The 14,314-nt window shown below is 72.8% G+C and carries 12 protein-coding genes; 7 read left to right on the top strand and 5 right to left on the bottom strand.

The window, feature by feature from the left end:
- Positions 1-130 precede the first annotated feature (130 nt).
- Positions 131-655 (top strand): DinB family protein, encoded by a 525-nt coding sequence (locus J421_RS06935; protein ID WP_104022345.1) that lies wholly within the window; start codon positions 131-133, stop codon positions 653-655.
- Positions 656-819: 164 nt separating this feature from the next.
- Here J421_RS06935 and J421_RS06940 read toward each other — a convergent pair whose 3' ends face one another.
- The 3 genes from J421_RS06940 to J421_RS06950 form a co-directional block, all read right to left on the bottom strand.
- On the bottom strand, positions 820-1,230 hold the full coding sequence (locus J421_RS06940; protein WP_025410450.1) for a globin family protein: 411 nt from the start codon (positions 1,228-1,230) through the stop codon (positions 820-822).
- Between the two features lie 22 nt (positions 1,231-1,252).
- On the bottom strand, positions 1,253-1,669 hold the full coding sequence (locus tag J421_RS06945; protein WP_025410451.1) for a globin family protein: 417 nt from the start codon (positions 1,667-1,669) through the stop codon (positions 1,253-1,255).
- Positions 1,670-1,926: 257 nt separating this feature from the next.
- Entirely contained in the window at positions 1,927-3,912 is a 1,986-nt protein-coding gene (locus J421_RS06950; protein WP_025410452.1) for a M1 family metallopeptidase, read from the bottom strand.
- Between the two features lie 566 nt (positions 3,913-4,478).
- Here J421_RS06950 and J421_RS06955 point away from each other — a divergent pair.
- The 4 genes from J421_RS06955 to J421_RS06970 all read left to right on the top strand — a co-directional run bounded on the left by J421_RS06955 (position 4,479) and on the right by J421_RS06970 (position 10,313).
- Positions 4,479-5,879 carry an amidohydrolase family protein gene (locus J421_RS06955; protein WP_148306191.1) on the top strand — a complete coding sequence of 467 codons (1,401 nt, stop codon included), beginning with the start codon at positions 4,479-4,481 and terminating at the stop codon, positions 5,877-5,879.
- A gap of 53 nt (positions 5,880-5,932) precedes the next feature.
- A complete protein-coding gene (locus J421_RS06960; protein ID WP_025410454.1) occupies positions 5,933-7,591 on the top strand; it encodes a M28 family peptidase in 1,659 nt (552 codons plus the stop codon).
- Positions 7,592-7,976: 385 nt separating this feature from the next.
- The gene (locus J421_RS06965) at positions 7,977-8,678 is read left to right on the top strand and encodes a response regulator transcription factor (protein WP_025410455.1); all 702 of its coding nucleotides are present in this window, start codon (positions 7,977-7,979) and stop codon (positions 8,676-8,678) included.
- Between the two features lie 18 nt (positions 8,679-8,696).
- On the top strand, positions 8,697-10,313 hold the full coding sequence (locus J421_RS06970; protein WP_025410456.1) for a sensor histidine kinase: 1,617 nt from the start codon (positions 8,697-8,699) through the stop codon (positions 10,311-10,313).
- Here J421_RS06970 and J421_RS06975 read toward each other — a convergent pair.
- The gene (locus J421_RS06975) at positions 10,290-11,258 is read right to left on the bottom strand and encodes a phosphotransferase family protein (RefSeq protein WP_025410457.1); all 969 of its coding nucleotides are present in this window, start codon (positions 11,256-11,258) and stop codon (positions 10,290-10,292) included. The two genes, J421_RS06970 and J421_RS06975, sit on opposite strands and share 24 nt — an antisense overlap.
- 10 nt (positions 11,259-11,268) lie before the next feature.
- Complete coding sequence (locus tag J421_RS32635; protein ID WP_025410458.1) at positions 11,269-11,730, bottom strand: STAS domain-containing protein; 462 nt, start codon at positions 11,728-11,730, stop codon at positions 11,269-11,271.
- A gap of 214 nt (positions 11,731-11,944) precedes the next feature.
- On the opposite strand from J421_RS32635, the gene J421_RS06985 reads away from it, so the two are divergent.
- Positions 11,945-12,571: a hypothetical protein gene (locus tag J421_RS06985; RefSeq protein ID WP_158508671.1), complete on the top strand. Its 627-nt coding sequence runs from the start codon at positions 11,945-11,947 to the stop codon at positions 12,569-12,571.
- Between the two features lie 225 nt (positions 12,572-12,796).
- Positions 12,797-14,299 (top strand): TolB-like translocation protein, encoded by a 1,503-nt coding sequence (locus J421_RS06990; protein ID WP_201773115.1) that lies wholly within the window; start codon positions 12,797-12,799, stop codon positions 14,297-14,299.
- The last annotated feature ends 15 nt before the right edge of the window (positions 14,300-14,314 follow it).

The following is a 14,314-nucleotide window of genomic DNA, read 5'->3' on the forward strand; positions in this document are numbered from 1 at the left end:
TGGTCCTTCTTCAGTCCTGCTTCAGTCCCACGTGCACTCGTACGTGGAGTCGTGAGGGGCGCTCCCGCATCGCGTGCCCGCCGCATATCGTGCACGACCGGCCACACTTCACCTCAACGCGATCGCCCCGATGACCGCACCCGCCACCGCCCCGTCGCTGCAGCAGCTCGGGCTCGGCGACTTCGACGCCGAGATGCAGTCCACGCGCCGCATCCTCGAGCGCGTGCCGGACGAGCACTGGAACTGGAAGCCGCATGCGAAGAGCGCCTCGCTCGGCGACCTCGCGTCGCACGTCGCGATGGTGATCGGGCTGCAGAACGCGGTCGTGCGCCGCGACGAGTTGGACATCCTGGCGCGCGACGGCGCCCCACCGGCGAAGGTGACGAGCCGCGCCGAGCTGCTCGAGCGGTTCGACGCCACGGTGGCGAGCGTGCGCGAGTCGATCGCGGCGGTGGCCGACGAGGCGGCGTGGCAGCGGCAGTGGACGTTCCGGCGCGGCGACCACGTGATCTTCGCGATGCCGCGCGTCGCGGCGTTCCGCACGCTCGGCATCAACCACCTCGTGCACCACCGCGGGCAGCTCAGCGTTTACCTCCGGCTGCTCGACGTGCCCGTGCCGGGGATGTACGGCCCGTCGGCGGACGAGCGCATGTGATCCGCGGCGCGGCGCATGACGCCGGCGAGCAGCCCGTACGCTTGCGCCCACGCGGCGGCGCCGGCACGAGCTGCTCGGGGGTGTCGAGCACGCTCACCGTCCACGCGAGCGCATCGGCCAGCTCTCCTGCAGGAGACGACGTTCGTCGGGTGTCACGCCCGGCCTCAGGCGACGCGGGCCGAGCGCCCGACCGACGGCGACCGCTGGCTACGGGCGAGCAGCGCGACGCAGTGCTGCCACGCCACGCGGACCGGCGGCGTCCAGAGGGCGGGGCCGAGCGACTGCTCCACCGCCCACAGCAGCGCGGCACCGACCACGCCGCCGTCGTCGAGGTCGCCGTCGCCGTGCAGCCGCGCGACGATCCCGTCCAGCCGGTCGAGGTGCATCACCGCCACCCCGATCGTGTGGAGCAGCGTGCGCCCCTGCGCCGACGGATCCTCGCCGATGACGAGCAGCCGCAGCGACGGATCGAGCAGGTAGAGCCGGTCGAAGAAGTGGGCGAGCAATCGCTCCGGGTCGGCCGACGCGGCGGCCCACGTCGCCCGGGCGAGGTGGCGCTCCGAGGAGTGCATCATCGTATGGTCCTCAATCAGGCGATCAGGCGGCCGCCGCGTAGGCGGCGCGTCGCATCACGTTGGTAATTGTGAGATACGTCTCCGTCCACGCCGCGCGGACATCGGCGGTGAACGCGCTGCCGAACGTCGAGGCGAGGGTATCGAGCAGCGCGCGGCCGACGACGTCGTAGTGGTGGTCGCTCACGCCGTAGGCGACGTGGCGCCTGCCGAGCGCGTCCAGCGCCGGGGTCAGCGTTTCCAGCCGGTCGATGGCGCCGACGGCGACCCCGAGCGTCTGCATCAGCTTCGCGACCTGCGCGTCGAGGTCGGACGGGAAGATCGGGCGCAGCGAGGGGTCGAGCTCGAACAGCCGCTCGTAGAAGTGGAGTCCGATCGACAGGGCGTGCGGCTTGGCGAGGGACCAGGTGGACCGCACGATCGAGACGTAGTCGGGTCGCATGGGGTGATCCTGGGAGGCAGGCGCGGAGCGCCGGTCGGGGGCGCGGGTCGACGGCCAGCGGCGGCCGGTGCGACGCCGGACAGCCTATGCGGCGCCCCCACCGCGTTATCACCCCGTTATCACCCGCGGCCTGGCGGACCCGATCGGCCGGTCGTGACGGTGTCCGCGGGCTCCGCCTCCCCACGTTCGGCGGCCTTGCCGTGCGCCGGGACGGGCGAGCGATCGCCGGCGCCGCCTCGCAGCCACGCAGCCCTACCTCACATCGCCTTCACCGGCCACGTGTTGTTCGACCGATCGATGTCGACCAGCCGCTGATCGGGATCGAGCTCGATCTTCGCGAGCTTCTTCGACGCCGGGAACGCGTAGCGTCGGATGTAGTGCGACGTGTTCGTGCTCCACACCTCGGCCGGATAGTCGAAGTCCTCCTTCGAGCCGTCGGCGAACGTGAAGCGGGCGTGGATCGGGAGCACGCCGCGGGCGGCGTTGCCGTACATCACCGCGACGCGCAGCGTGTCGCCCTGCATCTGCGTGGCGACGGTGTCGATCTTCTGGTCGAAGTGCGGGTTCTCGAGGAACCACTCGCGCCAGAACCAGTCGAGCCGCTTGCCGCTCGCGTTCTCCATCGTGCGGAAGAAGTCCGCCGGGCTCGGGTGCTTGAACGCCCACGCCGCGGTGTACGCGCGGAACGCGTCGTCGAACGCGTCGGGGCCGAGGATCTCCTCGCGCAGCAGGTGCAGGCCGACCGCGGTCTTCACGTACGCGTTCTCGCCGAGCAGCGCCGGGTTGATGCGGTCGGGGTTGATCTCCAGCGGCTGGTCGACGTCGTTCTGCATGTACTGCTCGACGAGGCGCATGTTCTCGAGGGCGCGCGCGTTCGCCGTCCCCTTCTCCGGGAAGCGGCGCCCCTCGGAGTAGTAGTTGATGAACGTGTTGAAGCCCTCGTCCTGCCACATGTGCGCGCGCTCGTTCGAGCCGACGATCATCGGGTACCACATGTGCCCGATCTCGTGCGTGATCACGTTGTACAGGTCGTACTTGTCCTCGCTCTTGTTCTCCATCGCGAGCATCGGGTACTCCATGCCGCTGATCGGCCCCTCGACCGCGCTGATGTGCGGCCACGGGTACGGGAACCAGCGCTCGGAGTACTCCTGGATCGACATGCGCGACATGTCGGCGGCGTCCTTCCACGTCTCGATCGCGCTCGGCCGGTAGTAGCCCATGGCGAGGATGCCCTTGTAGCTCGACGCGTCCCACATGTAGTCGGGGCTCGCCGCCCACACCGCGTCGCGCACGTTCTTCGCCGCGAAGCGCCACGTCAGCGTGCCGGTCTTTCGCGGGCGCGCGGAGCCGTTCTTCAGCTCCGCCTCGGTGACGATGTGCACCGGCGTGTCGCTCTTCGACGCCTGCGCGAGCCGCTGCACCTGCGTCGGCGTCAGCACCTCGCTCGCGTTCTGCAGCGCGCCCGTCGCGGCGACGATGTAGCCGGCGGGCACGGTGACGCTGAGGTTGTAGTCGCCGTACTCGAGGTAGAACTCGCCCTGCCCGAGGTACGGCTCGGTGTTCCAGCCGCGCAGGTCGTCGTAGACGCAGACGCGCGGGTACCACTGCGCGAGCTCGTACAGCGCGCCGTCGCGGCCCATGCGGTCGGCGCCGTGCTCGGGGATGTTGAAGTGCCACGCGACGTCGAACGTCGCCGTGGCACCGGGCGCGAGCGGCTGCGCGAGGTCGACCTTCATGATCGTCCCCTCGACGCGCGTCTTCAGCGCACTGTGCTTGCCGCCGACGACCTGGTCGAAGCGATCGAGCACGTCGCCGCCCTCGAAGTTGCGCGCGCCGAAGCGCGACTCCGCGGCGAAGACGAGCGAGTTCAGCGAGTTGCCACGGAAGGCGTTCTGCTCGACCTGGAACCACACGAACGTGAGCGTGTCCGGCGAGTTGTTCGTGTAGCGCAGCGTCATGGTGCCGGCGAGTGACTTCGCGGCGGTGTCGAGCGTGCCGTGCAGGTCGTAGTCGGCGCGGTTCTGCCAGTAGCGCGGCCCGGGGCGGCCGGCGCCGCTGCGGTACAGGGTGCTCGACGTGTAGTCGAGCGGCGCGAAGATCGACGTGTCGCCGACGCCGCGCGCGTGGGCCTCGCGCTGGGCGGGCGTCTGCGGCGGCCGCTGCTGCTGGGCGCGCGCCGACGTGGGCGCGCCGAGCGCGGCGACGCCGAGCAGCGCGGTGAGCTGACGGATCGTGGGTCGCATGTCGTGCGGTACGGTTGTGAACACGGACGAGCGCCGCCGGTCAGCCGCGCCCCCTTGCATGCAATACACCCGGGTGCGCTCGGGGAGCCCTCCACGCGTCGGAATGTGATGGCACGCGTCCGAATGGTACTGCGGCGCGGTCGCGGCGTAGCACCTTGGGCGCAGGGGGGGGACCCCCCTGGGACCTAGGTCCCGCGCCCGGACGAGTCCTTTCAAAACGCTTACCACCTCCGTCGCTCCGCGCCCTCGCCGAGGGTGGGACGCGGTGCAGGATTCTCGTCGGCCTCACGCGGAGCCGTGGGCGCGAGGCCTCTTGAAGTGAACCACAGAGGGCCGCAGAGGGCCGCGGAGGACTGCCCTTCTGAATTGAACCACAGAGGACACGGAGGACACGGAGGACACCAACTTCTTGAAGACGTTCTCCTCTGTGTCCTCTGTGTCCTCTGTGGTAAGACGCGGTTGAAGTTGCCGTCCTCTGCGGCCCTCTGCGGCCCTCTGCGGTTCACCGGCCAGCGACACGCCGCGCCTCCGCACCATCCACGTACGCGCCTCTCCCGACGGACCCGATGCGAAGAACCGCTCTCGCCGCCGCGCTCGCCATGCTCGCGACCGCCGCGCTCCCCGCGCAGCCGGCCGCGCCCGACGATGTCCTCGCGCACGTCCCCGCGCCGGCGTACGCCGCGATCGTCGACGTCACCGTCGTGCCGATGGATCGCGAGCGGATCCTCGAGCACCAGACGGTCGTCGTGCGCGACAGCCGCATCGTCGCGTTAGGCGCGGCGCGCGGCACGCCGGTGCCGGCCGGCGCCGCGCGCATCGACGGGCGCGGGAAGTTCGTCGCGCCGGCGCTCGTCGACATGCACGCGCACCTCTCGGCCGGCGACGAGTCGCTCGGCACCGCGGCCGGGCGCCAGCTCGCGCTCTACCTCGCGAACGGCTTCGCCACGGTGCGCGGCCTCTCCGCGCCGACGCCGATCCTGCCGGCCCAGCTCCGGCTGCGCGACCGCGTGGCGCGCGGCGAGGTGCTCGGTCCCACGCTGTACGTCGCCGGGCCCTCGCTGAACGGGGGGAGCGTGACGTCGCCGGCGGCGGGGGTGCGCATGGTCGACGACGCGAAGCGCGCCGGCTTCGACCTGCTGAAGACGCACGGCGGGCTGTCCGCCGAGGCGTACGACAGCGTGGCGGCGGCGGCGAAGCGCGACGGGCTCGCGCTCGTCGGCCACGTGACGCCGGAGTACGGCCTCGCGCGCGCGTACGCCGCGGGGCAGCAGATCGAGCATCTCGACGGCTGGATCGCCGCCATCGTCGCCGACGGCGTGGCGGTGCCGCCGGGGCAGCTCGTGCTCGACCCCGCGGTGCTCGCGCGTGTCGACGCGCGGAAGCTCGACTCGGTGGTGCGCGAAACCGTTAGGCGCGGGATTTGGAACGGCCCCACGCTCGCGCTGTTCGAGACGCTGGCGTCGGACGAGACACCCGAGCAGCTCGCGCAACGCCCCGGCCTGCGCTATCTGCCGGCGGCCGAGGTGGCGCGGTGGGCGCCGGCGAAGGCGCAGATCCTCGCCGCACCGGCCGAGGGGCGCGCCGCGTTCGTGACGCTGCGACGGCGCATCGTGCGCGCGCTGCACGACGCCGGGGCCAAGCTGCTCGTCGGGTCCGACTCGCCGCAGCTGTACATGGCGCCGGGCGACGCCGCGCTGCGCGAGATCGATGCGTTCGTCGCCGCGGGGCTCACGCCGTACGCCGCGCTCGAGGCGGCGACGCGCAACCCGGCCGAGTGGTTAGGCCGCACCGACGCCGGGACGGTCGCGGCCGGGAAGCGCGCCGATCTCGTGCTGCTGGACGCGAACCCGCTCGTCGACACGGCGAACCTGCGCAAGGTGGCCGGCCTGTTCGTCGGTGGACGGTGGCTCGACGCGTCCACGCTCGCCGCGCTGCGCGCGGGGGTGCTGGCGCGGGTGCAGGGGTGAGCGCGCGCCGTCGTCGCCCGTCGTTAGCTTCCGGACGACACCGTCCGCCGCGCATGCCGAGAGCCGCCACGCTCAGCCTCCTCTGCTGCCTCCCCGGCGCGCTGCATGGCCAGCGCGTGACGAAGGCGGCGCCGACCGACACCGGTCCGACGACGGCCGCGATCACGCCGGCGGATCTGCGCCGCCGGCTGTACGTCTTCGCCGCCGACTCCATGATGGGGCGCGCCGCGGGCACGGCGGACAACCTCCGCGCCACGGCGTACATCGAGCGCGAGCTGCGCCGCCTCGGCCTCGTGCCCGGCGGCGACGGCGGCTCGTTCTTCCAGCAGGTGCCGCTCGTGCGCCGTGGCGTCGGGCAGGACGCCGCGCTGACGATCGACGGCGTCGACGGCGCGCGATTCGTCGCCGGACGCGACTTTCTCGTGCGCGACCCCGGCGCCGCCCAGCGGTCGGTCGACGGCGCGGCGACGGTGTACGGCGGCACGTGGGGCGACTCGTCGACGTACGTCGCGCCCGCCGCCGCGAACGGAAAGCTCGTCGTCGTGGACGTGCGGCGCGGGTGGGAGGCCGACCGCGCGCATCTCCTGAAGCGCTATCGAGGCGCGGCCGGGATCGCCGTCGCGTCGTACGACTCCATGCCGCCCGACGTGCGCGGCGCGCTGTCCGACACGCCGGTGTCGCTCGCCGACGGCGAGGCGCCGGTCGTCACCACGGGCGCGACGCCGGCGCCCGTGTTCCTGTACGTGACGCGGGCGCTCCGTGCCGCGCTGTTAGGCGCGCCGGGGCGCACGGTGCGCGGCGACGTCGCGTTCGGCGACCAGCCGGCGCCGGCGCGGAACGTCGTCGCGATCCTGCCGGGGAGCGACCCCGCGATGCGCGGTCAGTACGTCGCGCTCGGGGCGCACAACGATCACGTCGGCTACACGCGCAACCCGGTGGACCACGACTCGATGCGCGCCGTGCTCACCGTCGCGCGGCCGCTCGGCGCCGACAGCCCCGAGCGGCCGCTCACCGCGGCGCAGCAGCGGCGCGTGCGCGCGCTCACCGACAGCCTGCACCGCGCCCACGGCGGCGCGCGCCCCGACTCGATCTACAACGGCGCCGACGACGACGGCTCCGGCTCGATGGCGCTGCTCGAGATCGCGGAGCAGCTCGCGTCGCTGCCGACGGCGCCGAAGCGGTCGATCGTGTTCGTGTGGCACACCGGCGAGGAGCTGGGCCTGTATGGCTCGCAGTGGTTCACCGACCATCCGACGGTGCCGCGCGACTCGATCGTCGCGCAGCTCAACATGGACATGATCGGGCGCGGCAGCGCGTCCGACGTCACGGGCGGCGGGCCGGCGTACCTGCAGCTCATCGGCTCGCGCCGGCTCTCCACGGAGCTCGGCGACCTGATCGAGCGCGTCAATCGCGAGACGGACGCCGGCTTCCGGTTCGACTACGCGTACGACGCGAACGGACATCCGGAGCAGTACTACTGCCGCAGCGACCACTACGAGTACGCGCGCTACGGCATCCCGATCACGTTCTTCTCCACCGGCGGCCACCGCGACTACCACGAGGTGACCGACGAGCCGCAATACATCGACTACGACCATTACGCGCGCGTGACGACGCTCGTGCGCGACGTCGCGGTGCGCATCGCGAACCTCGACCACCGGCTCGTCGTCGACCGGGCGAAGCCGGATCCGCACGGGGAGTGCAGGCAGTGACGATTGACTGCGGGACGCTGCACGGCGGGACGCTGCACGGCGGGACGACTAACGGCGGGACGCCGCACGGCGGGACGCTGAACGGCGGGATGGATACGGCGGGACGATCGACCGCGGGACGGTCGACGGCGGGCGCGGTACCTAGGTCCCAGGGGGGCTCCCCCCCCTTCGCCCAAGGTGCTACGCGCCGCTCGAGCGGCCGTACCAATCCGACGCCGGCTGGATCCCTCCGAACGCATCCCGATCCGCCCCGTGTCCATCCCGCCGTCAGTCGTCCCGCGGTCAGTCGTCCCGCGGTCAGTCGTCCCGCCGTCAGGCGTCCCGCCGTTAGTCGTCCCGCCGTGCAGCGTCCCGCCGTTAGTCATCAGTTCGTCGGACCACCCGTATGAGGATCTTGCTGGTCGAGGACAACGACGATCTGGCGTTCGGCCTCCGCCGCACGCTCGAGGGGGAAGGCTACGACGTCGCCGTCGCCGCCGACGGGCCGTCGGGGATCCGCGCGGCGCTCGACGCGCGCCCCGACCTCGTCATCCTCGACGTGATGCTGCCGGGCGTCGACGGCTTCGGCGTGCTGCGCGCGCTGCGCGAGCGCGGGATGACGGCGCCTGTGCTCATGCTCACCGCGCGCGGCGACGAGACCGACAAGGTGCACGGCTTCGGGCTCGGCGCCGACGACTACGTCACGAAGCCGTTCGGGCTCTCGGAGCTCGTGGCGCGCGTCGGCGCGCTGCTGCGGCGGGCGCGCCCGGCCGAGCCACCGAACGCGCCGAACGCCGACGGCGCCGACGAGACGCTCGGCTTCGACGACGTCGTCATCGACCCGCGCTCGCGCGTCGTGACGCGGGGCGGGGAGCGGGTCGCCCTCACGCCGAAGGAGTTCGACCTGCTGCTCACGTTCGTGCGCCGACCGGGCGAGGTGCTGTCGCGCGTGTCGCTGCTGCGCGACGTGTGGGGGCACGCCGCCGACGTGCTCACGCGCACCGTCGACATCCACGTCGCGGAGCTGCGGCGTAAGCTGGAGCGCGTGCCGGCGCACCCGCGGCACCTGGTGACGGTGTGGAAGGCGGGGTACCGCTTCGACCCGTGAGCGACGCGTGAGACGCCCATGACGTGGCGCATCGGGCGCCGCGCGGCGCTCGGCGCGCTGCTGTTCGCCGCCGTGCTCGCCGCCGCGATCACGGCGCGCGTGCTGTGGGTGCGGCGCGCGCTCGTCGACGAGACGGCCGCGCAGCTCCCGCGCACGCTCGACGTGACGCGACCCGCGCTCGACCTGTGGCGCGACGCGTACGTGGCGCAGGCGGCGCTCGCGGCGCGCGTCGCCGCGCTGGAGCCGGCGACACGGATCGGCGCGGTGCTCGGCGCCATCGACACGCGCGGCCCGATCGTCGGCGCGTGGGCCTACGATTCGGCGGGCCAGGTCATCGCCGGCGGCGCGGGCGCACCGCCGCCGCGGCGCGCGGCCGGTGCGACGCGCGTGGAGACCGGCGTCGACGCGGGCGGCGTGCACGCCGACGTCGTCGCGCCGATCGCGGCACCGGCGGGCGCGCGCGAGGGGGCGTCGTTAGGCACCGTGGTCCTGCGGCTGCGGCTCACCGACACGACGTTTGCGATGCTGAACCCCACCCGCGCGGGCACGAACGGCGGCCGCACGACGCTGCTCGCGCGGCTCGGCGACTCGGCGGTCGTCGTGTCGACGTCCGTCAGCGGCGACGAGCCGACGCCGCGCCGCGCGTTCGCGCTCGGCGAGCTGCCGCCGCATGTGCGTGCCGCGCTCGGCGGCGCAGCGGCGCACGGCGCGGGACGCGGCCTGTACGCGCCGAGCGTCGCGTACGCTGCCGCGCCGGTGCCGACGCTCGGCTGGGCGCTCGTGCGGGAGCTGCGTACCGACGCGCTGTTCGCGCGCGTGCGTCCGGCGATCGCGGTCGAGGAGGTGATCCTGGCGACGATCGCGACGCTCGCCGCGCTCACCATCGTGTTCCTCGTGCGCGCGGCGCGCGCCCGTCGCGAGACGGCGCTCGCGCAGCTGCGCGGGGACTTCGTCTCCGCCGTGTCGCACGAGCTGCGGACGCCGCTCGCGCAGATCCGCATGTTCGCCGAGCTGCTGCGCAAGGGATCGCTGCGGGAGCCGGCGGAGGCGGACCGCGCGTTAGGCATCATCGAGAAGGAGGCGGGGCGGCTCACGATCCTCGTCGACAACATCCTGAGCTACACGAGCCTGCGCCGCCGCCAGCGGTTCGTGACGCCGCTCGCCGCCGACGTCGCCGCCGAGGCGCGGCAGGTGATCGAGTCGTTCGCGCCGCTCGCCGCCGAGCGCGGCGCGCGCGTGGTGGCGTCGCTCGAGGACGGGACGCGCGCGCGCATCGACGCGCAGGCGCTGCGGCAGGTGCTGCTCAACTTCCTCGAGAACGCGGTGAAGTACGGCCCCAAGGGGCAGACGGTGACCGTCGGCGCGCGGCACGTGGCGGCGCCGAACGGCGGCGCGCGCGTGCGGCTGTGGGTCGACGATCAGGGCGCCGGCGTCCCGGAGGCGGAGCGCGCCGCGGTGTGGGACGCGTTCTACCGCACCGAGCGCGCGCAGCGCTCGGGCGCCGGCGGGTCGGGGCTCGGGCTGGCGGTCGTGCGCGACCTCATGGCGCAGTACGGCGGCGCGGCGACGGTGGAGGACGCGCCGGGGGGCGGAGCGCGGTTCGTGGTGGAGCTACCGGGGCTGCGCGTGTCGTGAGCCGAGGCGCGCGACGGTCCGCGCGACGAGCCCCGCGAGCTCCGCGCCGATGTCGTCCGGCGTCCGCTCGCGGGCGAGCATCTCGCACAACGCCACGAGATCGACCACGCGCGACAGCGCCCGCCAGTCGTCGGGCAGCTCGCCGCCGTGCGCGACGTACGCGCGCGAGAAGTGCGGCTCCGCCGTCGCGGCGTCGTCGCGCTCGTAGCGGAGGAAGTTCGCGATGTCCATGAGCGGAGTGCCGGCGACCGCGAACTCCCAGTCGAGCACTGCCGCGACGCGCCAGCCCCCGCGCGACTCGGCCACGACGACGTTCAGCGTGCGGAAGTCGCCGTGCGCGAGGCGCCGCTCGGTGCCCAACGTCGTTAGGCGGTCGCGCCACGCCCACATCAGCGCGTGCACGCCGTCGCGCAGCGCGCCGTCCACCCGGCGCACGAGATGCGGCGAGTCGAGGCACGCGTCGACGAAGCGTGGCATGGCGTCCGGGCCGTGGAGCAGCGGCGCGCCGACGACGAGGCCGTCGGGCCCCGCGTCGAGCCAGCCGCCGCGTGGGAACGCGTGCCGGCCGATCGCCCCGAGCACGGCCCCCACCGACGCCGACGCGGTGGCGAGCGCCGCGCGGTCGCCCGTGTGCTTCAGCGCGCGGAACGTGATCCCGTCGACCCACCGCAGCACCGCGAACGGCCCGACGCCGTCCGCGCCGTCGGGCGCCGCGTCGAGCACCTCGGGCACCGGCACGGTGTCGCGCACGCGCGAGAGCAGCGCGATCTCCTTGGCGCACGCCGCGGGGTCGCGCGCGTAGCGGCGCAGCACGACGTCGAGCGGGGGGTCGAGCCGCACGCGGAGGGTCACGTTGCTCAACCCGCCCGTGAGCGGCTCGACCGCGACGACGCGCCGGCCGGGGACCGCGCGCGAGACGAGCCGCGCGATCTCGTCGGGCGTCACGCGTCGCGGTTCAGCGCCGCCGGCGCCGGGCCAGCCGCGCGCGGGCGGCGTCGTCGAGCGGGAGGACGCCCGGCTCGGGCGGAGCGTTAGGCGCCGCCGGCACGGCGGCGGGCTCCGGGTCCTCGCTGCGGAAGGCGAGCGGCATCGGCGGCTGGCGGCCGCTCGCGAGCCACGCGGCGAGCGCGGGCGGCGCGTCGACGACGACGATCTCCACCCCCGCCGCGGCGGCCGCGCGGCGCAGCGCCCAGAGCGTGGCGAGGCCGGTCTCGTCCATCACCGCGCAGCCGCGGGCGTCGAGCACCAGACGCGGGTCGGTCGCGTGGCGCGCGAAGCTCGTCGCCGACGGGAGCACCGAGCGGGCGCGCGCGTCGAACGGCCCCCGCGTCGCGGCCGTCAGCGTGTGCGGCAGCTCGACGAGCACGTCGCCCGGACGGGCGACGTACGGCAGCGGGAAATGGATATCGGTGGACATCGCGGCACGTCCTCGGCGTCGCGTGATCGCGTATCGTACCGCCGAACACGCGTCCCCGCGATGGAGGTCTGGCCGGCGCGCCGAATCAAGGCGTGCTCGGCCGCGCCAGGCCCGCAGGCGGACCCACGGGATCGGCCTCCCGAACGGATGGCGGCACCAGCCTTGCCTTTTCCGAGGCGGTCTCGACGTGGAGGACAGGATGCAGATGCAGCGGATGCAGCACATAGACAGGATCGCGCGACGGGGGACCGCCCTCCTCGCGCTGGCGCTCGTGGCGACGACGAGCGCGTGCTCGAACGCCGGGAACATCGGCGAGATCCTCGGCAGCGTGCTCGGGCAGCAGGGCGGGCAGGCGGCCAACCAGGTGAGCGGCACGGTGCGTGGCGTGGACACGCGCAACCAGCAGATCGGCCTGCAGCTCTCGAACGGCCAGACGGTGGGGCTGCAGTACGACAACAACACCCAGGTCGTCTACCAGAACCAGCGCTACGGCGTCACGTCGCTCGACGCCGGCGACCAGGTCACGGCGCGCATCCAGCAGAACGGGAACGCGTACTACACGGACCTCGTGCAGGTCGACGCCGCGGTGCAGGGGTCGGGGAACACGTCGTCGTCGAACGCGAACGTCCAGTCGCTCAGCGGCACGGTGCGCCAGATCGACCAGGCGAACGGGCTGTTCACGATCAACACGAGCAACTACGGCACGCTCACCGTGTCGCTGCCGTACAACGTCAGCCGCGCGGACCAGAACAAGTTCGTGAGCCTCCGCTCGGGCGACGCCGTTAGGCTGTACGGCGTGTTCCTGAACAACTCCCGAGTCGAGTTGCGCCAGTTCTACTGATTCGACGGCGCTGATGACGGCGCCGGCGAAGCGGCGCTGACGATAGGGCGCGATGAGGCGCACGAATCGCAAACACCGCTGAACCGCGCAGTACGGCGCAGTTCAGCGGTGTTTGCGTCGTTCGCGCACCATCGCGCCGTACGGTCAGCGCCGTACCGCCGGCGCACTTGCCGTTCGCAGTTCGCCGGCGCATGCTCGGGTCCGACCGCCACCCCGAGGATTTTCGTGCGTCACGCTCCCCTCCTGCTCGCGCTCATGGCCCTCTCCACCGCCGGCGCGCAGGCGCCGTTAGGCCTCTTCGACGGCCACGGCGACGTCGGCACCGTGCGCACGCCGGGCACCGTGCGGTACGACCCGAGGACCGAGGAGTACGTGATCTCGGGCTCGGGGCAGAACATGTGGGCGGGGCGCGACGACTTCCACTTCGTGTGGAAGCGCATGACGGGGAACTTCATCCTCACGACCCGCGCGCGCTTCGTCGGCCGCGGCGTCGAGGCGCACCGCAAGATCGGATGGACGATCCGCCCGACGCTCGACGCCGACGGGCCCCACGTCACCGCCGCGCTGCACGGCAACGGGCTCGTGTCGTTACAGACGCGGCGCACGCGCGGCGCGACCACCGAGCAGGTCGTGTCGCCCGACAGCCTGTCCGATCCCTCCGACGCCGTCGTACAGCTCGAGCGGCGCGACGGCGTGTATCTCATGTCGGTCGCGCGGTGGGGGGACACGCTCGTCACGACTCGGCTCGCCGACGTGTCGCTGCCCGACTCCGTGTACGTCGGCCTGTACGTGTGCGCGCACAACGACACCGTCGTCGAGCGGGCGCGCTTCTCGAACGTGCGCATCACGGTGCCGGCGTGGGCCGAGCTGCGGACGTATCGCGACTTCCTCGGCAGCCGCCTCGAGATCCTCGACGTCGGGTCGGGGAACGCGACGGTCATCCACACGTACGCGGGATCGTTCCAGGCGCCGAACTGGACGCACGACGGCAAGGCGCTCGTCTACGCGCAGGATGGGAAGCTCTATCGCTTCGACCTCGCGTCGCGCGCGCCGAGGGAGATCAACACCGCGTTCGCGAACAAGAACAACAACGACCACGTGCTGTCGTTCGACGGGAAGCTGATGGGGATCAGCGACCAGAGTGCGCCCCCCGGGCAGTCGCTCGTCTACGTGGTGCCCGCGACGGGCGGCACGCCGCGGCGCGTGACGGAGCGCGGGCCGTCGTACTTCCACGGCTTCTCGCCGGACGGCAAGTGGATGGCGTTCACCGGACAGCGTGACGGCGTGTTCGACGTGTACAAGATCCCGACCGCCGGCGGCGCGGAGATCCGCCTGACGACCGCCGAGGGGCTCGACGACGGACCGGAGTACTCGCCCGACGGCCGGTACATCTACTTCAACTCGTCGCGCACGGGCCGCATGCAGATCTGGCGCATGAAGCCGGACGGCAGCGAGCAGACGCAGATCACCGACGACGGCTTCAACAACTGGTTCCCGCACGTGTCGCCGGACGGGAAGTGGATCGTGTACATCGCGTTCCCGCCGCCGCCGGAGGTGTCGGCGACCGACCATCCGTTCTACAAGCACGTCACGCTGCGGCTGATGCCGATCGCGGGCGGCAGGGCGCGCGTCATCGCGTACCTGTACGGCGGCCAGGGGACGATCAACGTCCCGTCGTGGTCGCCCGACGGGAAGCGGCTCGCGTTCGTCAGCAACACGAAGATGTGATGTGAAGCATTCAAC

The organism is Gemmatirosa kalamazoonensis (genome assembly GCF_000522985.1).
Classification (GTDB): domain Bacteria; phylum Gemmatimonadota; class Gemmatimonadetes; order Gemmatimonadales; family Gemmatimonadaceae; genus Gemmatirosa; species Gemmatirosa kalamazoonensis.